Origin of the sequence: Tabrizicola sp. BL-A-41-H6 (assembly GCF_050632395.1) — a bacterium.
Classification (GTDB): domain Bacteria; phylum Pseudomonadota; class Alphaproteobacteria; order Rhodobacterales; family Rhodobacteraceae; genus JAUYQR01.
Map to the genome: position 1 here is coordinate 1902273 of NZ_CP192600.1, position 24599 is coordinate 1926871.

Annotated in this window: 24 protein-coding genes; 15 read left to right on the forward strand and 9 right to left on the reverse strand. The window is 63.4% G+C overall.

The genetic code is table 11. The features are described 5' to 3' along the window. Positions 1-19: 19 nt before the first annotated feature. Positions 20-1450, reverse strand: a complete 1431-nt coding sequence (gene hydA, locus ACROUL_RS09360; RefSeq protein WP_431299226.1) for a dihydropyrimidinase — start codon at positions 1448-1450, stop codon at positions 20-22. Between the two features lie 126 nt (positions 1451-1576). On the opposite strand from hydA, the gene ACROUL_RS09365 reads away from it, so the two are divergent. From ACROUL_RS09365 to ACROUL_RS09385, 5 genes are read left to right on the forward strand one after another with little or no spacing between them, the layout of a single operon-like run. Further along, the gene (locus ACROUL_RS09365) at positions 1577-2233 is read left to right on the forward strand and encodes a GntR family transcriptional regulator (RefSeq protein ID WP_431299227.1); all 657 of its coding nucleotides are present in this window, start codon (positions 1577-1579) and stop codon (positions 2231-2233) included. 35 nt (positions 2234-2268) lie between these two features. Further along, complete coding sequence (locus ACROUL_RS09370; protein WP_431299228.1) at positions 2269-2715, forward strand: VOC family protein; 447 nt, start codon at positions 2269-2271, stop codon at positions 2713-2715. 37 nt (positions 2716-2752) lie between these two features. After that, entirely contained in the window at positions 2753-3427 is a 675-nt protein-coding gene (locus ACROUL_RS09375) for an aspartate/glutamate racemase family protein (RefSeq protein ID WP_431299229.1), read from the forward strand. Beyond that, entirely contained in the window at positions 3428-4351 is a 924-nt protein-coding gene (locus ACROUL_RS09380; RefSeq protein WP_431299230.1) for a dihydrodipicolinate synthase family protein, read from the forward strand. It begins immediately after the preceding gene. Next, positions 4351-5121, forward strand: coding sequence for an SDR family oxidoreductase (locus ACROUL_RS09385; RefSeq protein ID WP_431299231.1), 771 nt, complete (start codon positions 4351-4353; stop codon positions 5119-5121). The genes ACROUL_RS09380 and ACROUL_RS09385 overlap by 1 nt, the downstream gene beginning before the upstream one ends. A gap of 5 nt (positions 5122-5126) precedes the next feature. On the opposite strand, the gene ACROUL_RS09390 is transcribed toward ACROUL_RS09385, so the two are convergent. Further along, entirely contained in the window at positions 5127-5927 is an 801-nt protein-coding gene (locus ACROUL_RS09390; RefSeq protein WP_431299232.1) for a helix-turn-helix transcriptional regulator, read from the reverse strand. Positions 5928-6017: 90 nt separating this feature from the next. On the opposite strand from ACROUL_RS09390, the gene ACROUL_RS09395 reads away from it, so the two are divergent. The 9 genes from ACROUL_RS09395 (at position 6018) to ACROUL_RS09435 (ending at position 15107) form a co-directional block, all read left to right on the forward strand. Next, positions 6018-7076, forward strand: coding sequence for an ABC transporter ATP-binding protein (locus ACROUL_RS09395; protein WP_431299233.1), 1059 nt, complete (start codon positions 6018-6020; stop codon positions 7074-7076). Continuing rightward, positions 7076-7999, forward strand: coding sequence for an ABC transporter permease (locus tag ACROUL_RS09400; protein WP_431299234.1), 924 nt, complete (start codon positions 7076-7078; stop codon positions 7997-7999). The genes ACROUL_RS09395 and ACROUL_RS09400 overlap by 1 nt, the downstream gene beginning before the upstream one ends. After that, positions 7999-8796, forward strand: a complete 798-nt coding sequence (locus ACROUL_RS09405) for an ABC transporter permease (RefSeq protein ID WP_431299235.1) — start codon at positions 7999-8001, stop codon at positions 8794-8796. The genes ACROUL_RS09400 and ACROUL_RS09405 overlap by 1 nt, the downstream gene beginning before the upstream one ends. 23 nt (positions 8797-8819) lie before the next feature. Then, positions 8820-9848, forward strand: coding sequence for an extracellular solute-binding protein (locus ACROUL_RS09410; RefSeq protein ID WP_431299236.1), 1029 nt, complete (start codon positions 8820-8822; stop codon positions 9846-9848). Between the two features lie 58 nt (positions 9849-9906). Next, a complete protein-coding gene (locus ACROUL_RS09415; RefSeq protein ID WP_431299237.1) occupies positions 9907-10662 on the forward strand; it encodes a nitrilase-related carbon-nitrogen hydrolase in 756 nt (251 codons plus the stop codon). 2 nt (positions 10663-10664) lie between these two features. Continuing rightward, positions 10665-12776, forward strand: coding sequence for an NAD(P)-binding protein (locus ACROUL_RS09420; RefSeq protein WP_431299238.1), 2112 nt, complete (start codon positions 10665-10667; stop codon positions 12774-12776). Between the two features lie 84 nt (positions 12777-12860). Continuing rightward, entirely contained in the window at positions 12861-14054 is a 1194-nt protein-coding gene (locus ACROUL_RS09425; protein ID WP_431299239.1) for a PLP-dependent aminotransferase family protein, read from the forward strand. Between the two features lie 15 nt (positions 14055-14069). Continuing rightward, positions 14070-14750: an RraA family protein gene (locus tag ACROUL_RS09430; RefSeq protein ID WP_431299240.1), complete on the forward strand. Its 681-nt coding sequence runs from the start codon at positions 14070-14072 to the stop codon at positions 14748-14750. Positions 14751-14828: 78 nt separating this feature from the next. Continuing rightward, entirely contained in the window at positions 14829-15107 is a 279-nt protein-coding gene (locus tag ACROUL_RS09435) for a hypothetical protein (protein ID WP_431299241.1), read from the forward strand. An 8-nt stretch (positions 15108-15115) separates the two neighbouring features. Here the strand turns inward: ACROUL_RS09435 and ACROUL_RS09440 are convergent, their stop codons facing one another. The 7 genes from ACROUL_RS09440 to ACROUL_RS09470 form a co-directional block, all read right to left on the reverse strand. Then, positions 15116-15772 (reverse strand): L,D-transpeptidase, encoded by a 657-nt coding sequence (locus ACROUL_RS09440; RefSeq protein WP_431299242.1) that lies wholly within the window; start codon positions 15770-15772, stop codon positions 15116-15118. Between the two features lie 177 nt (positions 15773-15949). Continuing rightward, positions 15950-16861, reverse strand: coding sequence for a DUF2950 family protein (locus ACROUL_RS09445; protein WP_431299243.1), 912 nt, complete (start codon positions 16859-16861; stop codon positions 15950-15952). Positions 16862-16877: 16 nt separating this feature from the next. After that, a complete protein-coding gene (locus ACROUL_RS09450) occupies positions 16878-18287 on the reverse strand; it encodes a DUF3300 domain-containing protein (RefSeq protein ID WP_431299244.1) in 1410 nt (469 codons plus the stop codon). 198 nt (positions 18288-18485) lie between these two features. After that, the gene (locus ACROUL_RS09455) at positions 18486-19883 is read right to left on the reverse strand and encodes an anaerobic sulfatase maturase (protein ID WP_431299245.1); all 1398 of its coding nucleotides are present in this window, start codon (positions 19881-19883) and stop codon (positions 18486-18488) included. Beyond that, positions 19880-20332, reverse strand: a complete 453-nt coding sequence (locus ACROUL_RS09460; RefSeq protein ID WP_431299246.1) for a response regulator — start codon at positions 20330-20332, stop codon at positions 19880-19882. Before ACROUL_RS09460 ends, ACROUL_RS09455 begins: the two co-directional genes overlap by 4 nt. A 5-nt stretch (positions 20333-20337) precedes the next feature. Further along, positions 20338-20949 carry a response regulator transcription factor gene (locus ACROUL_RS09465; RefSeq protein WP_431299247.1) on the reverse strand — a complete coding sequence of 204 codons (612 nt, stop codon included), beginning with the start codon at positions 20947-20949 and terminating at the stop codon, positions 20338-20340. Beyond that, positions 20946-22805 (reverse strand): ATP-binding protein, encoded by a 1860-nt coding sequence (locus ACROUL_RS09470; protein WP_431299248.1) that lies wholly within the window; start codon positions 22803-22805, stop codon positions 20946-20948. Before ACROUL_RS09470 ends, ACROUL_RS09465 begins: the two co-directional genes overlap by 4 nt. A gap of 152 nt (positions 22806-22957) precedes the next feature. Here ACROUL_RS09470 and ACROUL_RS09475 point away from each other — a divergent pair, with 152 nt between their 5' ends. Continuing rightward, the gene (locus ACROUL_RS09475; protein WP_431299249.1) at positions 22958-24547 is read left to right on the forward strand and encodes an arylsulfatase; all 1590 of its coding nucleotides are present in this window, start codon (positions 22958-22960) and stop codon (positions 24545-24547) included. Positions 24548-24599: the final 52 nt, after the last annotated feature.

Here is a 24599-nt window from a genome sequence, read left to right on the forward strand (position 1 = left end):
TTCTTTGCGCCGCCCGAGGCTATCCGTCCAGCCGAGTCGCGGGGGCGTCGGCGACCGGTTCCATCGCACCGCTGCGCGCCATCGCAAGGCGCTTGCCCCGACCGGGGAGCGCGTCGAGTTGGCCTTGCGCCAGCACCACATCGCCGCGTGACAGGACTGTGTCGGGCCAGCCTGTGACGGTGCGCCCCGCATAGGGATTGTAGCCGGTCGCGTCATGCAGATCGTCGGCCCCGAACGTCACGCGGCGGGACGGGTCCCACAGCACAATGTCGGCGTCGAAGCCGGGTTCGATCCGTCCCTTGGTGGCAAGCCCGAACAGCGCGGCAGGTGCGGTTGCCGTCAGGTCCACGAATTTCTGCGCGCCAAGCCGCCCCTGACTGACCATCGCGTCGAACATCAGCGGCAGACGGAGTTCCAGCCCCGGCATCCCGTTGGCAATCCGGTTGAAGGGGGCGTCGGGGCCGTGGGCGAATTTGCCGGTTGAGTCCAGCCTGTAGGGCGCATGGTCCGAGGACACGACCTGCAGCACGCCGGTATCCAGCGCATCCCACAACGCCTGCTGGTCGTCGGCACGGCGCTGTGGGGGGCTGCAGATCAGGCCCGCCGCGGCGCTGCCCGGCAGCTTGAGCGCATCCTCCTGCATGAAAAGATAGTGCGGGCAGGTTTCCGCGACCACCGGCACACCGCGCGCTTGGGCGGTGCGGACGACTTCCGCGCCCTCGCGGGTGGAAATGTGAAAGAGCATGATCGGCTGGCCGGTGAATTCGGCGAATAGGCACATCCGGCCCAACGCTTCAACCTCGGCGGCGCGGGGGTGCGACAGCGGATGGAATCGCGCTTCAGTGCGTCCGCTGTCCAGCAGGCGGCGAGTCATCCAGCGGATCAGGCCGTCGTTTTCGGCGTGAAAGCAGACCAGCGCGCCATGTTCGCGGGCCGACCACAGCACATCGAGAATGGCTTCATCGGCCAGTCGGACCTTGTCATAGGTGGTGAAGATCTTGATCGACCGATGCCCCTCGGCGATCAGGGCGGGCAGGTCTTGGGTCAGATTCTCGCCCGATATGTCGGAGACGATCATGTGGAAGGCATGGTCGATTAGTGCACCGCGCGCCGCCAGCGCCTGATAGTCGTCGACGACGGTGCGCAGGCGCTTGCCGGGATGCTGCGCGGCGAAGGAGACGATGGTGGTGGTGCCGCCATGCAGGGCCGACCGGGTGGCGGTTTCAAAGGTGTCGGCGTTCATCAGGCCGGCGCCGGAGATCTGTTCGACATGGCAATGCGTGTCAACGCCTCCCGGCATGACGATCCGGTCCCGCGCATCCAGCCGTCGTGTCGCGGGCCCGAGGTTGCTGCCGATGGCGGTGACGCGCCCGTCGGTGACCGCGATGTCGGCATCGCCCGACCATGTGGCGGTGACGACATGGCCGCCTTCGATCAACAGGTCGTGCATGGTTGGCATCCCTCTGGAGCGGTTCACGGCGATGCATACCTACGGTATACAACGCCTTTAAGGCACGATAGTTTCAAGTCCACGGTCGGTGCAACAGCCCAGCCGGGCCGGCAACGAGGGGCCACGATGAAAGACGAGCCGATCACACCGCCGACGCTTGGTCAATCAGTTCATGACCGGTTGCGCGCAATGATCCTGTCGGGAGAGCTGCCCTCTGGCACGCCGCTGCAGGAAACGGTTTTTGCTGAACGGCTTGGCGTTTCGCGGACGCCGGTGCGCGAGGCGGTTGCGCGGCTTGCGGGTGACGGTCTTGTCACCCGGACGGCGGGCGGGGTGCCGACGGTCAGCCGGATCTCGATCAGCGAGGTGATGGAGATATTGCACGTCCGCAGGCTTTTGGAATGTGAAACCGCGCGGCAGGCGGCCAGCGTGAATTGCGCTCCGGAGCCGTTTCTGGCGCTGAGGAGCGTGCTGACCGGATATCTGGCAGGCGCGCGGCCAAGCGTTTCCGACTACACCCAGTTTGACGAAGACCTGCACATCCTGATAGCGCGGACCGCAGGTTCTGCCTTGCTTGTCAGCCTGGTTCAAAGCCTGAAGCTCAAGACCCGGATGTTCGACAAGGGGTCCATTCCCGAACGGTTCGAGCCGGGATGTCGTGAACATGTCGAGATCATCGACGCGATCCTTGCGCGCGACCCTGACCGGGCAGAAGCGGCGATGCGCCGCCATATCGAGAACGCGCGCGGCGCGATCCTGAGCCACCTTTACCGGCTTTCATGACAACGGTGGCAGGGGGCGGGCCAAGGGCCGTTGACTTGGTCGACCGAGTGTATACCGTGGTGCCGAACCAGTGGCTAGAAAGGTCCAGCATGGGCGCGATTGCGATGACCCGGCCTGCAGGGCCAAGCCTCGGTATTACCTTTCTCTACTACCGTGACCTTGATCGGGCGGTCGCCTTTTACGAGACCGTGCTGGGCTTTACCTTGGCCATCGATCAGGGGTGGTCGAAGATTTATCGCGTGACGGGGGCCGCACATGTCGGGTTGGTCGACGAAACACGGGGGATGCACCGGGCCAGTGATCCCAAACCCGTGCAGATCTGCATCCGGGTGCCGGATGTGGACGCGTGGCACGCCTGGGTCGCAGCGCACGGTGTCGGCGGGCTGACACCCGTGAAGGACAGCCCGGCGTTGAAGATCCGGGCCTTCGTGTTTGACGATCCCGAAGGCTATCAGATCGAGGTTCAGTCCGCGCTTGACTGAGCGGTGGGGGTGGGCGCGAAGTGAAGGAAGAAAACCTGTGACGATCTACATCATAAACCCCAACTCCAGCCGCACCGTCACCGACGGCATCGACCGCGCCATGCAGCCGTTCCGCACCCTTAGCCCGGTAGGGATCACAGCGTTGCAGATCGACGAAGGCCCGAAGGGCATCGAAACACAGGCGCATGTCGACGGCGTGGTGATGCCGCTGTTGCGCCGCGCCGAGGCGTTGGAGACCGAAGCCTCGGCCTTTGTCGTCGCCTGCTTCTCCGATCCGGGGCTGGCGGCGCTGCGGGAACAAAGCCGCCGTCCCGTCCTTGGCATCGCGGAAAGCGCGATCCTGACAGCGATGACGCTTGGCCAGCGGTTTGGAATTCTGTCGATCCTTTGGAAATCGGTGCCGCGCCACATGCGCATGCTGGGCGCGATGGGGGTCAAGGACCGCTGCGCCGCCGATCTGCCGCTGGAACTCGGCGTGGCCGACCTGACCGACCGTGCGCGCACCTTCGCCCGGCTGCGCGAGGTGGGCACAACGCTATGCAAAACGCACGGCGCCGAGGTGCTGATCCTTGGGTGTGCCGGTATGACCAGCTACCGCGCCGAATTGTCGGATGCCCTGGGAAGTCCGGTGGTCGAGCCCTGCGAGGCGGCGGCGGCAATGGCAATCGGTCGCGTGGCCTTGGCCCGCGCGCAAGACGGAAGGATGATCTGAATGACCCGGCTGACCGAAACCGCGCGTGGCGTCTATGTCATTGCCGTGACGCCCTTTCTGCCTGATGGCGGGTTTGATCTGGAAAGCACTGACCGGATGGTGGATTTCTACCTGTCGGTCGGCGCGACCGGCCTGACGGTGCTGGGCATGATGGGCGAGGCGCAGAAGCTGACGATCGAGGAGTCGCAGCTGATCGTGCGGCATATCCTTGCCCGGGTGGCGGGACGGGTGCCGGTGGTGGTCGGCGTGTCGGCGCCGGGGTTTGCGCAGATGGCCTCGCTGACCGAAATGGTGATGGATGATGGCGCGGCAGGCGTGATGATCGCGCCGCCGTCGTCGTTGCGGACCGATGACCAGATCGTGGCGTATTACACGCAGGCGGTCGGCTTCATCAGAGATGTGCCTTTCGTGTTGCAGGATTTCCCGCTGGTGACGGGGGTGCAGATGTCGGTGCCGGTGATCCGGCGGATCGTGGCTGACCTGCCGACATGCGTCTGCCTGAAGCACGAGGATTGGCCCGGTCTGGACAAGATCAGCGCCTTGCGTGCGGATGGGTACCTGAACCGGCGCATCTCGATCCTGTGCGGCAATGGCGGGATGTTCCTGCCGGAAGAAATGGCCCGCGGGGCCGATGGGGCGATGACCGGCTTCGCCTACCCGGAGATGATGGTCGATGTGGTGCGACATTCTGATGCTGGCAAGGCAGAGCGGGCGCAGGACCTGTTCGACGCCTATCTTCCGCTTGCACGGTATGAACAACAGCCCGGCATCGGCCTTGCGGTGCGCAAGTACACGATGGCCAAGCGGGGCATAATCGCACATGCCAGCCTGCGCAGACCGGGGGCCGGGCTGAACGAGCGGACCATTGCGGAAGTGGACCGGTTGATCCGGCGACAGGAAAAACGTCTGAAGGAATTAAACTGATGGATCTAGGGATCAGCGGCAAGCGTGCGCTTGTGATGGGCGCGAGCCGGGGCCTTGGGCGCGCAATCGCCGAAGGATTGCTGGCCGAGGGGGTGACGGTCTACGGCGTTGCGCGCACGGCCGAGGCGATCACCGCTTGGGCTGGGGATCAGGCGCGCCTGACGCCGATTGCCGCTGAACTGGCGAATCTGGCGTCGGTTGATGCGCTGGCCGATCGGCTCTTGGCCGAGGGTGGCATTGACATCCTGATCAACAATTCCGGCGGACCGCCGCCCGGTGCGGCGGCAACGGTGGGTCGCGGAGATTGGCTGGCGCAGTTCGAGGCGATGGCGGCGAACCTTTTTCACCTGACCGGGCGGCTGTTGCCGACCATGCGGGCCAACCGTTGGGGGCGGATCGTGACGATCGCCTCGTCGGGTGTGGAGCAGCCGATTGCGAACCTTGCGCTGTCGAACGGTATCCGGTCAGCCGTTGTCGCCTGGTCGAAGACCTTGGCGGCCGAGGTGGCGGGCGACGGGGTGACGGTCAACATCGTGCTGCCGGGGCGTATCCAGACGACGCGGGTGGACGAGCTGGATGCGGCGGCGGCGGCCCGGACAGGAAGCACGCTGGAGGCGGTGCGGACGGCCTCGGCTGCCGCCATTCCGGCGGGCCGCTACGGCCGCCCGGAGGAGTTCGCGTCGATGGTTGTCTTCCTCGCATCGCAAAATGCGTCTTACGTGACGGGTAGCAAGCTCAGGGTCGACGGCGGGGCGATCCGGTCGATCTGAGGGGGTCAGACCTCTGCGCCACCTTTCAGCAGTGGCAGCATCAGCGCGAAAAGCTCGGCCTGCGAAGATATCCGGCAGCGCGCGTAAAGCTGCTTGCGAAACACCTTTATGGTTTGCGCCGACAGACCCAGTCGCAAGGCGATGGATGCCGTCGAATGGCCGCGCAGGATGAGGAGAGCCACTTCAGCCTGCCGCGGCGACAGCACGATGCCGTAGGCGGCGCGCGCTGCATCGGCCAGAAGGATCGAAGTGTCTTCCGCTGGGCCGGTCGAACGGGCCAGGTGGGCCCAATGCGGCTCGGCAATTGCTGCGACGAGGGGAGTGATCCGTGCGCAGGTTTCGACGTCGCGCGGCGAGAACCGCTGGCCGGTAGATGCGTCGCGGCCAAGGCATATGTTCAGGGTGACCCAAGGCGACGGATGGGCGACGAAGGTGATCTCGTCGATCAAGGTGGTCTGTTCGTAATATTCGATGAAGTACCGGCTGCGCTGAAAGGCATCCGGGGCGATGTCGGCGATCCGATACGTTCCGGCCGGCGCGCGGCGCAGGTGAAGGTCGTAGAACGGATCGAGGCGATAGGCACCTGCCAGATAAGTCTGGTCAAGTTGCGAAAAGACCTGCGGATTGGAAGACTGGCGATAGAGCACCAGTGGCGGGCCGGCGCTGCGAAAGGCGAGGATGAGCACGTTGTCAGGCGCACAGACCGACTGAAAGAACGAAACAAGGGCGTGCTCAAACCCGTTCTCTCCGACCAGACGGATCGCCTGGGCCAGTTGTGATTCCGCAAGGTTGGGAAAAGGTGTCATGGCCGCCGTCATACCTCGTTAGGGGTATATACCCCGAGAAACCGGAAATATAGCGTCGGATTCTCAGATTCCGGGGGTATGGACGGAGCGATGACCAATGCCGTTGACATCCGCAAGGTGACGAAGGTTTTCGGCACGTTCACCGCGCTGCACGGCGTTTCCCTGTCGATCCGTGACAACGAGTTCTTCACGCTGCTGGGTCCGTCGGGCTGTGGCAAGACCACGCTTTTGCGGCTGATGGCCGGGTTCGAAGAGGTCTCGGGCGGCGAGATATTGCTGTTCGGCCAGAACATTGCGTCGCTTGAGCCGAACCTGCGCCCGGTCAACACCGTGTTCCAGCAATACGCGCTGTTTCCACATATGTCAGTGATCGACAATGTGGCCTTCGGATTGAAGATGAAGGGCTGGACGTTGCCGAAACGGCGCGCCCGGGCCGGTGAAATGCTTGAGATGGTGCATCTGAGCGATTTCGCCGACCGGCTGCCCGCGCAGCTCTCTGGCGGACAACAGCAGCGGGTGGCACTGGCGCGGGCGCTGGCGCCGGAGCCGAAGGTCTTGCTGCTGGACGAACCGCTGTCCGCTCTGGATCTGAAGCTGCGTCAGGCGATGCGAATGGAATTGAAGCAGTTGCAGCAAGGCACCGGCATCACTTTCATCTTCGTGACGCACGATCAGGAAGAAGCCCTGACGATGTCGAACCGCATCGCGGTGATGAGTGCGGGGCGGGTGCAGCAGATCGGCACACCGCGCGAAATTTATGAAACCCCGGTGAACCGGTTCGTAGCCGATTTCATCGGGGAGACGAACTTGCTGGAGGTCGAGGTTGCGGCAATCGCAGGCGATCAGGCCGAGGTGATCCTGCCTGGGGGGCAGCGGGTGACCTGCTCCAGCGCGACGACCGAGAAGGGGCGGCACAACCTTTCAATCCGGCCGGAACGGGTAACGCTGGGGCCCGAGGGTGCAGGGATGCAGGCGGTGGTCGAAGAGGTGGTCTATCTTGGCACCGATTTGCAGGTGATGGTTCGGCTGGAGGGCGGCACGCCGATGCAGGTTCGCATCCAGAACGCCGCGCGAACCGTGGTGCCCAGCCCCGGAACCCGCGTCGGCCTGTATTTGGAGGAAGGCGCGGCGCGCCTTCTGGCAGACTGATGGCGGGGGGCGCGCCGGACAGCGGCGGCAGCACCGAAACCACCTACCGCAGCGCGCGGGTGCCGCTGCTGCTGCCGACATGGGTGATGATCGGGGTATTTCTGGTTCTGCCCGTGGCCTTGATGGCGGTCTATTCCTTTCTGACAAAGGAAATGCGCGGCGGGGTGATCTGGGATTTCTCGCTGGCGGCCTATGACCAGTTCTTCGTGCATCGGGGCCTGTTCGGAGACGAGCCGCCGACGCTGGAATGGACCTATCTATCCGTGTTTGGCCGGTCCATCATTCAGGCGGCAATCGCCACGGTGCTCTGCCTGCTGATCGGCTTTCCGACCGCCTGGTTCATCGCCACCCGGCCCCCCGAAACCCGCGGCGTCTGGCTGTTTCTGGTGACGGTGCCTTATTGGGTGAACCTCTTGATCCGTACGGTGTCGCTAAGGTTCCTGATCCGCGAGAACGGCCCGTTGAACGATGCCCTGATGGGGGCTGGGCTGATCTCGGAGCCGCTGGCGCTGATCAACACCGACTTCGCCGTACAGTTGGGGCTGTTCTACAGCTATCTGCCGTTCATGGTGCTGCCGATCTATGCCGCCGTCGAACGCTACAACTTCACCTGGTCCGAGGCCGCGGTTGACCTTTATGCCACGCGCTGGGTGACGCTGCGCGAGATCGTGTTGCCGATCGTGAAGCCGGGGATCATCGCGGGGTGCCTGTTGGTCTTCATCCCGTCGCTGGGGGCGTTTCTGGCGCCGAACCTGCTGGGTGGGGCGAAGAACTTCATGATCGGTTCGCTCATCGAAGAGCAGTTCAAGAAATCGCTTGGCAACTGGCCGTTCGGGGCTGCGGTTTCGATGATCCTGATGAGCCTCGTACTTATCCTGCTTTTGATCTATGCGCGCAGCGCCGCCCGACAGGAGGCGCGCTGATGGCATTGCGGTCGGTTCGCCACTACCCCGGTTTCCTTGCCGTGACGGTGCTTTGCCTGATCGTGCTTTATGCGCCGCTGGTTGTGGTGACGGCGTATTCGTTCAACGATTCCCCTTCGATCACCAGTTGGGGCGGGGTGTCGCTTCGGTGGTATGTCGATGTCTTCAGTGGGCCGGAGGCGCCGCGGTTTAGGGCTGCGGCCTGGAATTCGCTGACCATCGCCTTTCTGGCCGCGACCATCGCAACCGCGATCGCCACCGCCGCCGCTCTTGCGATGCTGCGGGCGGGCAAGTTCAAGGGCCGGTCACTGACATTTGCGCTGATAAACCTGCCGTTGATGGTGCCGGAAATCGTGACCGCGGTGGCGACATTGATCTTCTTCACGATGATCGGCTTCACCACCGGCTATCTGACCATCCTGATCGCCCACATCACGTTTTGCATCCCCTTTGCCTATCTGCCCATCGCCGCACGCCTGCAGGGCATCGACGGCAGCTACGAGGCGGCGGCGCGGGATCTTTATGCCACGCGCGCTCAGTCGTTCTACCTTGTGCTGCTGCCCTTGATGGCACCGGGCGTGGTGTCTGGCTACCTGCTCGCATTCATCATCAGTCTGGACGACTTCATCATTACCAACTTCGTCAAGGGTGCCGGGATGGAGACCCTGCCGACCGCGATATTCGGGTCGGTCAAGCAGGGGATCAAGCCGAACATCATGGCGATTTCGACGCTGATGCTGGCCGTATCCATCCTTTTCGTCACGCTTTCCTACCTGATCAATCGCAAGGGCCGCTAGAGCCGCCAACACGGGAGACTGCCATGAAACGCCTTTTTGTAACCACCTCCATCCTTTGCCTTGCGGCAGGGGCCGCCAGTGCCGAGGGCACGCTTTCGGTCTATCACTGGTTCGAATACATGCCGCAGGAACTGGTCGACAAATTCACCGCCGAGACCGGGATCAAGGTGACGATCGACACCTATGACAGCAACGAGGCGATGCTGGCCTCGCTGAAGGCGGGCAAGCTGGGCCAGTATGACGTGGCGGTACCTGCGGATTTCATGGTCGACATCATGCGCCGCGACGGGATGCTGGACACGTTCACCCCCGAAGAGATGACCAATATCGGAAACATCGCTCCACAGTGGCTGGATGTGCCGTTCGATCCCGGCCGCAAATCCTCGATCCCGTATCAGTGGGGGTCGACCTCGTTTGCGGTGAACCGGGATGTGTACAAGGGCGATATCTCCAGCCTTGGCATCATCTTCAACCCGCCGGACGAGTTGAAGGGCAAGATCAACGTGCTGGACAGCCAGAACGAGGTGCTGATCCTTGGGTCACTTTATCTGGGCATCCCGCAATGCACCACCGACCGCGAGCAGTTGAAAGCGCTGTCGGACATGCTGGTCGAGGCCAAGCAGCACTGGGCAAGCTTTGGGTCGGATACGGCAAAGGACGTGCTGGTGTCGGGCGATGCAGCGGCGGGGATGATCTACAACGGCTTTTCGGCCAAGGCCCGGGCGGAAGGCGCGAACGTCGAATACAGCTACCCCAAGGAAGGCCATGTCCTGTGGATGGACAACGTGGTGCTGCTGAAGGATGCGCCGAACCGCGACAACGCGATCAAGTTCATGAACTTCCTGCTGGTGCCGGAAAACGCGGCGGCGGTCACCAACTACGCGGCCTACACCTCGGGCGTGACCGGAGTGGAGCCGTTCCTTGACGAGGCCATCCGCACCAGCCCGGAAAACAACCCGCCGGCGGATGCCGCACCGGGCGTTTTTGCGCAGGTCTGCGACGATGCCACCCAACAGCTTTACGACGCGATCTGGATCAACCTGAAAAAGTGACCTGACTTTGCCCGTCGCGCCAGCGCTGGCGCGACGGGTGTTCGGAAAAGGATTTCGAATGCGCCTTGCTGTCCTGCAAAGCCCGTCCCCGGCGGGGGACATCGACGCCGCCTGTGCGGCAATCGAGGCAGCACTTCGTGCCGCCGCTGCGGTTGCGGCCAAGGTATTGACCGTGCCGGAGGTGTTTCTGCCGGGCTACAATCATGCCGACATTCCCGGCGGCGCAATCGGACGGGATTCCCCTTCGATGCACAGGCTGCGAGCCGCCTGCCGCGAGACCGGATGCGCTTTGGTGATGGGCTATGCCGAACGGTCGGAGGGCAGGGTGTGGAACAGCGCTGTTTGTCTTGATGGCACGGGCGCAGAGGTGGCGAACTATCGCAAGTTGCAGCTTTACGGACCGCGGGAAAAGGCGCTTTACGCACCGGGAAGCGGGTATGTGACCTTTGCCGTCGACGGCCAGAAAGCAGCGCTCCTTATCTGCTATGACATTGAATTCGCGCCGCATGTCCGGGCCTTGGCCGAGGCTGGTGTGCGGCTGGTCTTCGTGCCCACCGCCAACATGATGCCGTTCACGCATGTGCCGCGCGTCACCGTTCCTGCGATGGCCGCCAACCATGGGGTTGCCATCGTCTATGCGAATTATTGCGGGACCGAGGGTGACCTGACCTATACCGGCGGCAGCCAGATCACCGGACCTCATGGCGAGGTGCTCGCCCTGGCGGGCGACGGCCCCGCCTTGCTGATCGCGGACCTGCCGGACCCGGACACTAGCCGCCTGTCCAGCCAGCTTGCCGATTTCAGGGCGGTCTGAAGATGCCAAAGGATAGCCGGGACAGCCGTTACGACATCTTGTTCGAACCGATGCGGATCGGGCCGAAACTGGCGAAGAACCGGTTTTTTCAGGTGCCGCATTGCAACGGTGGCGGCTACCGCGACCCCTCGGCAGTGGCCGAGATGCGGCGGACCAAGGCCGAGGGCGGCTGGGGTGTGATTTTCACCGAGCAGACGGAAATTCATCCGACATCGGAAATCACGCCGTTCATCGAACAGCACCTGTGGGAGGACAAGGACATCCCGGCGTTGGCCGCGATGGCGGATGCGATGAAATCGCATGGCGCGCTGGCGGGCATCCAGCTTGCCTATTCCGGGATCAACGGGCCGAACCTTTACAGCCGCGAGGTGCCGCTGGCCGTGTCGGGCGGCCCGATCCTGACCTTTACCTCTGACCCTGTGCAGGCGCGGACGATGGACCGCGAGGACATCCGCAATCTGCGCCGCTGGTTCCGCAACGCGTTTCGCCGCAGCCAGACCGCGGGCTTCGACCTGATCTGCCTTTACGGCGCACATGGCTTCGGGATCTTGCAGCATTTTCTGTCGCGGGCGACCAACCAGCGCACCGACGAATACGGCGGCAGTCTCGAGAACCGATCCCGCTTTCTGCGCGAGATCGTCGAGGAGGCGCGCGAGGAGACGAAGGGCGAGTTGGCGATATCGCTGCGCCTGTCGCTGCACGAGGCAGGCTCGTTCGGGTTTTCCAACGCCGAGGTGCGCGATTTCATCGAGATGCACGCGGAATTGCCCGATATCTGGGATTTGGCGCAAGGAACCTGGGAGGCCTGTTCCGGCACTTCGCGGTTCAAGCCGGAGGGGGCGCAGGAAGATCTGGTCCTGGGGATCAAGGCACTCACGCCAAGGCCGGTGGTCGGAGTAGGGCGATTCACCAGTGCCGACGCGATGGTGCGGCAGATCAGATCGGGCATCCTTGATTTCATCGGCGCGGCGCGGCCGTCGATCGCCGATCCTTTCTTGCCGAAGAAAATCGAGGAAGGCCGGTTCGACGACATCCGCGAGTGCATCGGCTGCAACATCTGCGTGTCGGGCGACATGACCGGCGGCATCTCACGCTGCACCCAGAACACGGCCTTCATGGAGGAGTGGCGCAAGGGCTGGCATCCGGAACGCGCCCGGCCAAAGGGCGCGTCTGAAACGGTGCTGATCGTCGGGGCGGGCCCAAGCGGGCTTGAGGCAGCGCTGCAGTCAGCCAAGCGCGGATACCACGTCACCCTTGCCGAGGCCTCCGCCACGCTGGGCGGCCGGGTCGCGCGAGAGCGTCTGCTGCCGGGACTGTCCGCCTGGGGGCGGGTCGCGGATTTCAGGACCGGGCAGCTGGCCCCGCTGGTGAACGCGGAAATTTACCGGGAAAGCCGCCTGACCGCCGATGACGTGCTGGCGATGGGCGCGCAGCATGTGGCCATCGCGACGGGCGCTTCATGGCGGCGCGATGCGGTTGCGCGGTTTCACCTGCATCCGATCCCGACCGATCCGGCGATGCCGGTTTTCTGCCCCGACGACATCATGGCAGGCGGAGGACCGCAGGGTGGGCGTGTGGCGCTTTACGATGACGACCATTTCTACATGGGGTCGGTCATCGCCGAGGTGCTGGTCGCGCGCGGCTGTGCGGTCGATTTCTTCACGCCGGCCGCCAAGGTGGCCGAATGGTCGGAAAACACGCTGGAACAGGCGATCATCATGCGCCGGTTGCTGGAACTGGGCGTGAAGGTCCAGACCGGCAAGGTGCCCGACCGGATCGGCAAGGCCGAGGTCACCGTGGCGTGCGTCTGGACCGGAGCTGAGGTTCAGATGCGCGCCGATGCCGTGGTGATGGTAACCTCGCGCAGTCCGCATGACGGGCTTTATCAGGATTTGCGGGCGCGGCGGGCCGACTGGGCCGATGCCGGTGTCCTGTCGGTGAAGCTGATCGGAGATGCCGCTGCCCCGGGCCCGATTGCCTGGGCAACCTATGCCGGACGGCGCTTTGCTGAAGAGATCGACACCGTCGATGATGCCGGCGATACGCCATCGTTCCGGCGCGAAGTGGCAGCGCTGGAGCCTTTGCCCGTTGCCTTGGCGGCAATGTCTGGCTGACCGGTCAGGCCGAGGGTATTGACCGGCCTTGCAACCCGGCGCGCATGCATGTCACCTGCGAGGGATGTTGCTGCAGGATCGAATATGACCCCCAGATTTGCCCAGCGTATGGCGGACGTCCAGCCTTCGGCGATCGGCGAGTTGCTTGCCTTGGGCGCTGACCCGGCAATCATCTCGTTTGGCGGCGGCTATCCCGATGCCACCCTGTTTCCCAAGGATCAACTGGACGCCGTTTTCCACGAGGTGATCCACGCCCCCGGTGGCGCAGCGATGCAATATGCGCCGTCGAACGGACTGCCGCGCCTGCGCGAACAGATCGCCGGGTTGATGCGCGCGGATGGAACGCTGTGCACTGCCGATGATGTGCTGATCCTGCAAGGCTCGCAGCAAGGCTTGGATTTTGCCGCGCGGATGCTGGTCGACCCCGGAGATGTGATCGTCACCGAAGACCCGACCTTCCTTGGCGCGCTGATCGCCTTTGCGCCAAGCCAGCCGCGCTATGCGACAGTTCCGGTGGACGCAGAGGGGATGCAGACCGACCGCCTTGCAGAAGTGTTGCGTGCCAATCCGCGGGCGCGGATGATCTACACGGTGCCGGATTTCCAGAACCCCACCGGCGTCACGCTGTCACTGGCGCGGCGGCATGCGTTGATCGCACTTGCCAATGACCACGATCTGATCGTGCTGGAAGACACTCCCTACCGCCAGATCCGGTTTGCGGGCGAAAGCCTGCCCACGCTGAAATCGCTGGATACCGAGGGGCGCGTGATCCACCTCGGCAGCTTTTCCAAGGTTCTGGTCCCGGCGCTGCGGATCGGTTGGGCCGTCGCGGCCCCGGCTTCGCTGATGCGCATGGGGTGCCTGAAGGTTGCGGCCGACACCCAGACCTCAACGCTGAACATGGCTGCGGCGAGCCTTTTTCTGGACCGCTATGATCTGGCCGCGCATATCGGGACGCTGCGCAAGGCTTACCGGCAGAAGAAGGCGACGATGCTGGACGCGATCCGCCAGCATTTTCCGCAAGAGGTCAGCGTCACCGACCCGGACGGCGGGCTTTTCACCTGGGCGACGTTTCCCGACGGCTTTGATGCCACGGCCTTCATGCGCGATGTGGCCCTGCCGCGCGCGCGGGTGGCCTATGTGCCGGGCGCCACGTTCTTTCCCGTGTCCCAGCGCCCGAACCACGCGCGGCTGAACTTTTCCGCACCGTCCGAAGCCGACATCAACTGCGGCATCGAAGCCCTTGGCAGGGCGCTGAAATCCGAATTTTCCGTGTAATCCGAAAGGGCACCGATGTCTGTCATCATCCACACCCCGCCGCCCCAGGCGTTGACGGAAGCAGAAACCGAGCGCTGGCGTGCGGTTCCGGTCGCGGTGGCCGTCGATCTTGGGCATGACGCCGGGCAGATCGACCCGGCGATCAGGCCGCTTCGTCCTGCTGGCAGCCAACCGAAGCTGTTCGGGCGTGCCGTGACGGTGCGCTGCGACGCGCCCGACTTTGGCGCGGTCTTGCACGCGCTTGACGTGATCAAGGCGGGGCAGGTGCTGGTGATCGACGCGGGCGGCCATCGCGACACGGCGATGATCGGCGATATCTTGTCGGGTCATCTGCGGGCCAAGGGCGTCGCGGGGCTGATCTGCGACGGGGCGGTGCGCGATACCGGCACGCTTGCCTGTTGGGATGATTTTTCGGTCTTTGCCCGCTGGATGACGCCGCGCGGCCCGACCGGAGCCGACCGGGGTGCAGTCAACCTGCCGGTTGTGGTTGGGGGCTGCCTCGTGTCGCCGGGGGATCTTTTGATCGGTGACGATGACGGGTTGGTGGCGCTGACCCCCGCCACCATTCGCCACCGCATTGGGGACGCGGAAGCAAAGCTTTCCCGCGAAACCGGCTGGATCAGCGCGTTGGCCGCAGGGCGGTCGGCATGCGAGGTCTTCGGCCTTTCGGCACCGGTGCATTTTGCGGATCACTGAGGCGTATCGCGCCCTCACGGCATCGAAACCGGCACTCGGGCGTTGGTAGGCCAAGTACATGACAGAGGGAGGCGTTGGATGACGATCATTCGGCAGTTTCAGTTCGGCATGGCAGCCGCGCTGCTGGCGGGCTGCGTGGCACCCGCCACGGGGCCAGCGGGTGAAGATGGGGCCGCCGCCCTGCCACCCTTGCCCGAAGCGGTGGTTGCGGTTGCTGCGCCTTGGCAGGATCTTGCCACCGCCCGCTTGCGGCCCGAAGACGGCTGCTACTGGTATGAGCATGACGGCCCGGTGGAACGGACCTTGCTGCCCTTGCGCACGCCGGAAGGCAAGCCGATCTGCACCAGCGCGGGCTGAGGGGGCCGTCAGCTTCGCGCGCCGATGCCTTCTTCGGCTGGGTAAAGATGGGCCGTCGCGCCGGTTTCGACCTGATCGTAGAGCCCGATGATATGCGCCATGACCATCCGCACGCAGCCTGAACTTGCCCGCCAGCCGATTGACCTGGGGTAGGGGGTGCCGTGGATGCGCAGCATGGTGTCGCGGCTGCCGTCGAAGAGATAAAGCGCGCGCGAGCCAAGCGCGTTGCCCGGCCCCGGGTCCATCCCCTTGATGTATTGCGCGTAGATCTCGGGTTCGCGTTCGATCATCGCGGCGGTCGGCGTCCAGCGCGGCCACTTTGCCTTGCGCCCGATAGTGAACATACCCGGCTCGTAAAGCCCGCCTCGTCCGATCGCCACGCCGTAGCGCATCGCCGACCCATCCGGTTGCACATGGTAAAGGTAGCGCGCGATTGCATCGACGTGGATGTCGCCGGTGCGCAGGCCGTCCTTGGCCTCGACCCGGGTAGGAAGCAGACGCGGATGCAGGCCCCAAGGGTTCGATGTGGCCGGATCATAGCCCGGCGGCGTAACCTCCGCGTCCCAGGCGTCCCATTGCGGCGCGGTCTGTGCAGATGCCGGCATGGCGAGGGCGGTTGAAAAGAGCACACCGCCTTTCATCAGGAAATGGCGTCTGGTCAGCATGTCGCGCGGTCCTTCTTCGGTTGATCCGAGGATCAACGCGGACTATAGCTGCCGCGCCCCCTAGCAGATCATCACGTTTGCACGAGCGGCAGTGGTTGCAGCAATGGTGGCCATAGCGCGATAGGGCGGCGCTGGCGGCGGGGTGTCGCGCGACACCCCAAACCGCGTGCCGATCTTTCAGTCGCCCGTCTGCGCTTTCACCAGCGTCCATCCCTTCGCCGGATCGGGATCGAGAGCCTGGATATCGTAGGCAGTGTCGAGCGTGCTCTCGCCAAGATCGGCCTCCCAGACCATGCCGGCTTCGTTCACGAGGAAGGTCTTCACGGCGCTTACGCCATACTCTGCGGGCACCGCGAGCAAGGCGTGTCCGGCCACCATGTTGTCGCCCTGCATGTAGGACATCTCTCCGCCGGGGGCCGCGGCGGTCTGGCCGTTCAGCACCCGGAAATAGTACCCCGAATACGGCTCGTGACCGGTGCCTTCGCCGCCCGCTTCAAGAAAGCCGTCAAGGCTTGCTCGGGCGGCGCGGTCACCGACCGGGCTGTCTTCGCCGGTCCAATACAGACCGGATCGGGTGCCGGGGGGCGAGATGATCGACGACGCGAATTCCATCACGCCGTCGGCATCATGATCTTCAAGACGGAACAGCGCTTGTATAGCCCCGTAGGCAGCGATCAGGTCCAGAGCGTCAAGCTCATTGCCCCCGATTTCCCGGGCGGCGATTTCCTCGGCGCCAGCCTTGATGTCGAACGCCCAACCGCCGTCTCCCTTGACAAGCGGCACCGGGAACGGCCAGCCGTCCGCGCCCAGTTCGACCATGACGCTGCCATCATCTTGCGTGACCATGCGGTAGCCCTGTTTCCAGGCATCGTGGAGGACATCAAGCGCGCCTGCCTCGATCTTGTCGGCAACGGCGCCGGTCAGTTCCTCGGCTCCGGGCCCTAGGGCCTTGGCGACGTTCACGGGGTCACCGGTGCCGAGAGCCGCCGCGAGAGCGTCCAGCGCATCTTGAGGTGTCGGGTACGTGGTTTCGGCTGCGAACGCAGTGGAGCTTGCGAACAGAGCGGCGGTGAGAACAACAAAACGCATCGCTTTATCTCCTGAATTACCTTTTGCGGGCTACATTGCCGCGCTGGGACGCCGCCTTGGCTTTTGGTCCGGTTGAGGACTTGGCAATCTTGGGCGGGGCCTTGGCCTTCTGTCCGGAAGTAGCTTTGGGTGCAGGCTTTGAATTCGTTTTGGGCACTGCGATCGGCTTTGCCGAGGGCGTCTTGGCCTTGATCTTCTGCATGCTGCGGTCTGCAGTTTCCGGCCTTTGGGACAGGGACGGACGGCTCGCCAATGTGCCAGCCGAGGTGCCAAGCTTCGAGCTGTCGATTGTCCCGTTCTGGGTAGACAGTTTGTTCCTGAGATCATCTGTCCCGCCAATCTGCGGACGGTCGACCGGCAGCGCTGCCGAGTTGCGCTTCGTCTCGAGCTTGGTGCGCGCTTCGTCACGGCTGCTGTTGTCCGGTGTCCAGCCGGCTTTGTCGCCTGCTTCGATGCGTGCCCGCAGATCGTCATCGCCGATCTGTATATCGCCGCTGTTGATCTTGCTGCGAAGTTCGGTGTTGCTGATATCGCCCGTCTCGACCCGAGCGCGCAGATCATTGTCGCTGATCTTGATATCGCCGGTGTTAACCTTGTTGCGAACGGTGTCGCGGTCGATGTTGATCTGGTTGCCGATGTTTACATTGCCATCGACGTCGATGTCGATGTCGGGATTGCGTATGATCGGCGTGCCGCCCCAGCCGGCACAGTTGCGGCAGCCCCAGTAATCGTTCCAGTCGTCGTCGTCATCGAAGATCTCGTCGATTATGGCGATGGTGCCCCAGGTGATCAGTCCTGCGGTTATGACGTCTCCGGCGTTGAAGCCTGAATCGTAGACCACAACCGGATCGTACTGCGGCACGTAAACGACCGCCGGATTGGCTGGCTGGATGACCACCGAATTGTCCGACGTGCTTTTCGTCACAACCTGCTGTTCGGTGGTGGTGAGGGCGCCAGTGTTGATGGCCTGTGTCCGCATGACCTGAACAGCCGCCAGAACATCATCGGATTGCAGGAGCATCGCTTCGCCTACGGTTTCGGTCCAATCGATGTTGGCCGCCATGCGGTGAAGCACGTCGGGGAACCCTTGGGCCAGAACGGCCACAGAGGCATCGTAACCTTCGGCCTCGATCAACGGCTTCAGCTCGTCGACGCTTGCGCCGTCGTTTTCTAGAAGCAGGCGATCGGCCTTCATGATGTCAAGAGGCTGCGATGCGGCGATGAGGATCTGGATCAGAAGCGTGTCTGGAAAAAGAGCAACGGGCGCGACCAGATTCTGCAGTTCGGCCTCGGTCAAGAGGCCGGCGCCTTCGGGCGTCGTCGCGGCGACTGCTGGCGCATCGGCGGCGTCTTGCGAAAACGCGGGGCCCGAGGGGAACCCTGTGGTCAGCAGCAGCGTACCGACGACGGTCAGATGGCGTAACATAGCGAACCTCCTCATACCGCGAACTTGGCGTGGCCTCACGGACTGGCTTTTGATGATAGTGGAGCATGAAACGATGCGGTCCCACCACAAGCGTGACAGGTGCCGGTCGTCGGTCGGGATGAGGTCCTGACCGACGGCCGCGTCACGGTGGTCCGTGTCCACGTGCCGGATAACACGATCGGAATGTCGAACCTGTGTTCATTGCACTGTCCCTGACGGAGTTTGGCGTTGGCTGTTGTCACCGTGGCAGCGCGCGTATGCGCGTCCGCTGCCGCAAGCGCAGGGCGAGTTCGGTCCACGGCGGGCGTCCTCGGCCCTAACCAGCGCCATGATCTCGGCAGGCGCGCGCTCGTTGCGGATCAGGTGTGCCATCGCCATCATGGTGGGCTTGGTGTGGACGTAGAACAACTCCAACCCCTCGCACAGATAGTTGTGCCCGCTTTCGCCGCGGCGGGAGACCATGAAGCGGTCCTTCGGGCAGCCACCATTGCAAAGCTGGCGGACCGAGCAACTTTGGCACTGCCCCGTCAGACGGTCGCGCTTGTCGAGGCCGAAGCGGCGCATTTGCGCCGAGGCGACCATGTCGGCCAAGGGCGTGTCGTGCAGGTTGCCCAGCTTGTAGGCCGGTTCCACGAAGTGGTCGCAGGTGTAGACATCGCCGTTATGTTCAAGCGCCGGTCCATAGCCGCAGGTCGGTGCATGGATGCAAAGAAGATGCCGATTGAAATAGGCCTCAAGCGTGACATCGAACATTTGCACGAAAACGCTGCCAACATCGTTGCGAAGCCACTCCTCGTAGATGTCGATCAGGAACTGCCCGTAGGCCCGAGGCAGGACCGAACGGTCGGTGACCAGATCGCCGGTCTGGGTATAAAGCAACCGGTCACCACCGGGCGTCTCGCTCCAGCCTTTGTTGGCGATGGGCAGCGTCTCGGCGGTGGCGCGTTCGATGATCGGGATGAACTGCATCCACGACACGCCAAGCGTATCGCGGAAGAATTGGTACACCTCGCGTCCCCGATGCTGGTTGGCGGTGTGGACGGTGCACAGAATATTGACGCGAACCCCATGCGCCTTGAGCCGGTCGTGCCCGCGCATGACAAGATCGAAGGTCCCCTGTCCGCGGCGATCCTTGCGGTAGGTGTCGTGAATATCCTTCGGCCCGTCGACCGAGAGGCCCACGAGAATGTCGTTTTCGCGAAAGAAGGCAGCCCAGGCGTCATCGATCAACAGTCCGTTGGTCTGGAAGGTCTGGTGTATCGTCTGGCCCGGTTGGCGGTGCCGTTCGATAGCCTCGATCGCGCGGCGAAAGAAGTCCAGCCGCATCAGCGTGGGCTCGCCTCCCTGCCATGCGACGGTGACTTCCGGCGTGTCGTGCGACTCGAGGAGTTGGCGGATGTAGCTGTCCAGCGTCTCGTCGGACATGCGGCTGCGGCTGTTGGGATAAAGCGCCTCTTTCGACAGAAAGAAGCAGTAGGTGCAGTCGATGTTGCAGGTCGAGCCCGAAGGCTTTGCGAGAAGATGAAAACGGGGCGGCCGCGCAGGGCGGGCGTCGGTGTCGGTCTGGGCCTGAATGCTGGTTGCTGGCGCGGTCATGAGGGTGCTCCGTCTGGGGCGTGACCGGTGAAGCGGTCGAGCAAGGTCGTGATCGTCTGGATGCTGACGGGCTTGGCAAGCAACTCGGCGGCGCCTGCTGCAAGGCACGTCATGCGGTTGCCCTCGCGCTCGACGCCGGTCATCATCACTGTCGGCACCTCAATGCCGCGTGCTCGCATCTTGCGCAGCGCATCAACGCCCGAGGTGTTCGGCATGTGGAAGTCCAGCAGCACAAAGGTCGGCCGGGCCGTCCCGATCCGCGACAGCAGCTCTTCGCCCGACGAACAAAGGACACAGTCCACATCAAGCGATTGCACCACACGTCTTAGCGCCCGCCCAACAGACGGATCGTCATCAACTATCCAGATACAAGTCGATGCCATTGACCGATCACCCAGAACCACGCGGTCAGCATCGACCGGTCTGCGATGCATGCGCAAGTGGGACATGAGGCTTACAAAGCCCCGCCGTCACGGAGGCGGTTGTAGACCGTCACCAGCTCAGCGACCGAACGGACGCCCATCTTCTGCATCACACGGCCACGATGTACCTTGATGGTCTTTTCGGCCGCACCAAGGTGGATCGCGATCTGCTTGTTAAGCCGTCCCGACGCGACCTCGGCCATCACTTCGCGTTCCCGAGGGGTAAGGCTGGCAAGCCGCAGGCGCTGGTGCGCGCTTGCATCCTCGTGCGAGCGAATTTCGGCGTCTCGTGTCAGCGCAGCGCGTATCGCGGCGAGCAAAGTCTCGGCATCAACCGGCTTGGTCAGAAAATCGACCGCACCGCCGCGGATCGCCTGCACCGCTGCCGGAATGCTGCCTTGCCCGGTCAGGAAAATTATCTGGCATGCTCGTCCCTCGGCGGCAAGACGCCGCTGAAGCGCAAGTCCGTCGAGGTCCGGCAGGCCGATGTCGATCAGCGCGCAACCGGGAAGGGAGGCATCATGGGAATTCAGGAAGGCATCCGCATCTGGGAAGGCGCGCGTGTCGAAACCTTCAGAAACGAGCAACCGTTGCAGCGCCCGCAGAACTCCGGGATCGTCATCCACCAGCCATATCACGCTCATGCAGCCACCTCGGGTGGGGGTAGGGTAAGCATGATGCGCGCGCCGCCGCCCTGAGGTTCGGTGAAAGCAAGGGTTCCCCCATGCGCCTCGGCTATGTTGCGGCAGATCGCAAGACCGACGCCCAAACCCTTCGACTTGCTGGTAACGAACGGGCGAAAGACGTCGGCGCGCTTGTCCGGGGGAACGCCCGGTCCGGCATCGGCGACCGCGAGCGTGCTGCTGCCATCAGGCTGGCGCGCTGTTGTCACGCGAACAATGCGGGCGGATTCGGGCACGTCACCCATTGCTTCGGCCGCGTTGAACGCAAGGTTGAGAACGATCTGCTGCAACTGTGGCGCGTTGCCGCGCACCTCGAGCCGTTCGGGGGCAAGGTCGGTCTGGATCTGCGCGCCGCAGGCAGACAGTTCGTTGGCGGCCAACGCCAGCGTCGCGGTAACGGCCTCGTTCAGGTCAACCTTGTCGAAGGTTGTTTCACCCTTGACGATCAGGCGGCGCAGATTGGCGATGGTCGCCGCGGCGCGGCCGACGTCGCTGGTGATATCGCTGAAGATGGACTTGATCTCGGTAAGATCGGGCGACGGACGGCCTGCAAGACGGACACCCGCATCGGCATTGGCTTGGATCGCGGCAAGCGGCTGGTTGATCTCGTGCGCGAGCGAGGCCGACAACTGGCCAAGGCGCAGGTTTCGCGAAATGTGGGTAAGCTGCGCGCGTTCCAAGGCAAGCGTCGCGTGCGAGCGGGCAAGAAGGCGGCGGTGCAGCACAAGGGCGGCAATGGTGGCGGATTGCGCAAGGATGATCCCGCCAATGGCCACGATCCAAAGGCGGTAGCGTTCCCACAGCGAGGGTTCGTAATAAAGGATCCGTGTCCCTTCGGGCAAAAGGTCAACGTTCAGGCCGTGGCGCCGCATCGCCCGCCAATCAACGGCGGGCGCCCCTGAGATTTCTTGCGGGGCAGGAAGTTCGGCACCGTCGATCGCGGTGCGCAGCATGGCCGCGATCGCGCGACCGGTCGTGTCGAGGTTCTCGACATGTCCGCCGACGACGCCAGTGCCAAGCATGGTATCGTAGACTGTCCAGACCGGGGCGGGACTGGCCGCAGCGAGGGACCGTGCGAATTGCGAGGGGATGAAGCGGTTTCCGTCGGCGTCCATGACAACAGTGAGGTACAGCACGACAGCGCGCGGATTGAATCCTGCGGCTTCGGCCAGGATTGCCGAGGAGGATGCTTCCGAGATGAAGCGGACGGGCAGATCTGTCGGGTAGTCGGCAAGCACCTCTTCTGCGGTGGCGCGCCATTGTCGGTCGAACGGGGCCGATCCGCTGACCACGACAATTTCGGTCGCATCGCGTTGAAGACCAAGCGCAAGATCGAGCGTCGCGGGCAGGTCGAAGGCGTTGGTGACCCCGCTCATCGCCGGTTCGACCTTGCCGTCAAGGACCTGGTCCAAAGCGGCGCGGCTAAGCGCACCGTAGACGATGGGAACGCCCGGAGCGATGGCATCCCGGTTGTCGCGCATGAAAGCAAGCGCGTTTGGGCCCAGAACAGCAACGGCGGAGAGTGCCCTGTCGCCATAGCGGGTGGCCAGGAACTCTCGCATTTGGTCGCGTTCTTCGGGGCGGTCGAAATTCAGCAGATTGAGGTATTCGACGTAGACTTCGCCTTGCTCGGTCACTTCGGGGCCAAGCCCTGCTTCGATGGAGTTTAGCATCGAGCGGACAAGCGGAAGCCGGCTGTCAGATTCCACGATGGTCAGAACGCGGGGACGGATGTCTTCCGCTCGTGCGACCGCGCAGCAAAGCACAAGCGCGATTATGTTGGTGAGGCAAACGAGAACAGCACCGCGATCACTCATGCACCCTCGCCAAACACACCTTCTCTGGGCCACGGCCGACCAGGATAGGCCCAAGGTCCAACTTCAACGGTGGCTAGTCCCTGTCTAGCATCGTCAGGCTACGGACAGTCGTTGTGCGGAGTCAAGCCGCCGTTTTTGGAGGAGGATATCGAATGAGACTCGCATCCAGGTCGCGCCTTTGGCGGTCGACCGCCAGTGGGATTGCTTTTGCGGCTGCGACGGCAATGGCGGTTCCCGTTTTTGCTCAGGAAACTGAAAAGCCGAACATTGTCATGATCTGGGGCGATGACATCGGCCAGTTCAACATCAGCGCCTATAACCTTGGAATGATGGGTTATAAAACTCCCAACATCGATTCCATTGCCCGCGATGGCGCGCTTTTCACTGATTGGTATGGCCAGCAAAGCTGCACCGCCGGACGCGCCGCCTTTATGACCGGGCAATCGCCGATCCGCACCGGGCTTTTGAAGATCGGTCTGCCGGGATCGCCGGAAGGGATCAATACTGCCGACCCGACGATTGCCGGGCTGCTGAAAGAGCACGGCTATGCGACCGGCCAGTTCGGCAAGAACCACTTCGGTGACCGCGACGACATGCTGCCGACCAATCACGGCTTCGACGAATTCTTCGGCAACCTCTATCACCTGAACGCCGAGGAAGAGCCCGAGAACGAGGATTATCCCGGCGACATGGTGATGCCCGACGGCCGGACGTTCAAGGAAACCTTCGGCCCGCGCGGCGTGATCCATTCGGTCGCCAACCCGGACGGGACGCAGACCATCGAGGACACCGGACCGCTAACCCGCAAGCGGATGGAGACCATCGACGAGGAAGTGACTTCCCGGGCGCTGGACTGGATGGACAAGGTCCATGCCGAGGGCAAGCCGATGTTCCTGTGGTACAATTCCACGAGGATGCACGTATTCACACACCTGAAGGAAGAATCCAAAGGCGTGACGGGGCTTGGCCTCTATGCCGACGGCATGGTGGAACATGACGGAATGGTTGGCGAGGTCCTCCAGAAGATCAAGGACTTGGGGATCGAGGACAACACGATCATCATGTATTCGACCGACAACGGCGCCGAGGTGTTCACCTGGCCCGATGGCGGCACGACGCAGTTCAAGAGCGAGAAGAACTCGCCATGGGAAGGCGGCTACCGCGTGCCGACGCTGATCAAGTGGCCGGGCGTCATCAAGCCGGGCACCATCATCAACGATATCGGCGCGCATGAGGACATGCTGCCGACGCTTCTGGCCGCTGCGGGTGATCCGAACATCGTTGAAGAGCTGAAGGCCGGCAAGACCGTCAATGGCCGTGACTACAAGGTGCATCTCGACGGGTCTGACCTTCGACCCGCGCTTGAGGGCAAGGCCGAATGGCCGCGCAAGTCCTTCATCTACTGGACGGACGGCGGCGAAGTGGCGGCGCTGCGTTACGGCAACTGGAAGGCCCAGTACCTTGATCAGCCGGCACATGGCCTTGGCGTGTGGCAGGAGCCCTTCGTGAAACTGCGGGCGCCGATCCTGACCAACCTGCGCAGCGACCCGTTCGAGAAAGCACGCGACGAGGACGCGATGGGCTATCAGCGCTGGTATATGGAGCGGATGTACATGTTCATCCCGGCGATGGCCTACATCACCACGTGGATCCAGAGCTTCAAGGAGTTCCCGGTCCGCATGGAGCCCGGCAGCTTCGATCTGCAGGCCGCGATGGATGCGATGAAGAACGTCCAGCGCTGAACGGCGTAACCTCGGCCTCCGCAGGATTTCTTGCGGGGGCCGTTCATGTTTA

Coding starts and splice junctions, on each gene's coding strand:
- ACROUL_RS09390 (WP_431299232.1), bottom strand. CDS start 5,927: ATGACACCTTTTCCCAACCTTGCGGAATCACAACTGGCCCAGGCGATC.
- ACROUL_RS09420 (WP_431299238.1), top strand. CDS start 10,665: ATGCCAAAGGATAGCCGGGACAGCCGTTACGACATCTTGTTCGAACCG.
- ACROUL_RS09395 (WP_431299233.1), top strand. CDS start 6,018: ATGACCAATGCCGTTGACATCCGCAAGGTGACGAAGGTTTTCGGCACG.
- ACROUL_RS09365 (WP_431299227.1), top strand. CDS start 1,577: ATGAAAGACGAGCCGATCACACCGCCGACGCTTGGTCAATCAGTTCAT.
- ACROUL_RS09445 (WP_431299243.1), bottom strand. CDS start 16,861: ATGCGTTTTGTTGTTCTCACCGCCGCTCTGTTCGCAAGCTCCACTGCG.
- ACROUL_RS09410 (WP_431299236.1), top strand. CDS start 8,820: ATGAAACGCCTTTTTGTAACCACCTCCATCCTTTGCCTTGCGGCAGGG.
- hydA (WP_431299226.1), bottom strand. CDS start 1,450: ATGCACGACCTGTTGATCGAAGGCGGCCATGTCGTCACCGCCACATGG.
- ACROUL_RS09405 (WP_431299235.1), top strand. CDS start 7,999: ATGGCATTGCGGTCGGTTCGCCACTACCCCGGTTTCCTTGCCGTGACG.
- ACROUL_RS09415 (WP_431299237.1), top strand. CDS start 9,907: ATGCGCCTTGCTGTCCTGCAAAGCCCGTCCCCGGCGGGGGACATCGAC.
- ACROUL_RS09385 (WP_431299231.1), top strand. CDS start 4,351: ATGGATCTAGGGATCAGCGGCAAGCGTGCGCTTGTGATGGGCGCGAGC.
- ACROUL_RS09430 (WP_431299240.1), top strand. CDS start 14,070: ATGTCTGTCATCATCCACACCCCGCCGCCCCAGGCGTTGACGGAAGCA.
- ACROUL_RS09400 (WP_431299234.1), top strand. CDS start 7,076: ATGGCGGGGGGCGCGCCGGACAGCGGCGGCAGCACCGAAACCACCTAC.
- ACROUL_RS09460 (WP_431299246.1), bottom strand. CDS start 20,332: ATGTCCCACTTGCGCATGCATCGCAGACCGGTCGATGCTGACCGCGTG.
- ACROUL_RS09440 (WP_431299242.1), bottom strand. CDS start 15,772: ATGCTGACCAGACGCCATTTCCTGATGAAAGGCGGTGTGCTCTTTTCA.
- ACROUL_RS09455 (WP_431299245.1), bottom strand. CDS start 19,883: ATGACCGCGCCAGCAACCAGCATTCAGGCCCAGACCGACACCGACGCC.
- ACROUL_RS09435 (WP_431299241.1), top strand. CDS start 14,829: ATGACGATCATTCGGCAGTTTCAGTTCGGCATGGCAGCCGCGCTGCTG.
- ACROUL_RS09475 (WP_431299249.1), top strand. CDS start 22,958: ATGAGACTCGCATCCAGGTCGCGCCTTTGGCGGTCGACCGCCAGTGGG.
- ACROUL_RS09425 (WP_431299239.1), top strand. CDS start 12,861: ATGACCCCCAGATTTGCCCAGCGTATGGCGGACGTCCAGCCTTCGGCG.
- ACROUL_RS09450 (WP_431299244.1), bottom strand. CDS start 18,287: ATGTTACGCCATCTGACCGTCGTCGGTACGCTGCTGCTGACCACAGGG.
- ACROUL_RS09380 (WP_431299230.1), top strand. CDS start 3,428: ATGACCCGGCTGACCGAAACCGCGCGTGGCGTCTATGTCATTGCCGTG.
- ACROUL_RS09470 (WP_431299248.1), bottom strand. CDS start 22,805: ATGAGTGATCGCGGTGCTGTTCTCGTTTGCCTCACCAACATAATCGCG.
- ACROUL_RS09465 (WP_431299247.1), bottom strand. CDS start 20,949: ATGAGCGTGATATGGCTGGTGGATGACGATCCCGGAGTTCTGCGGGCG.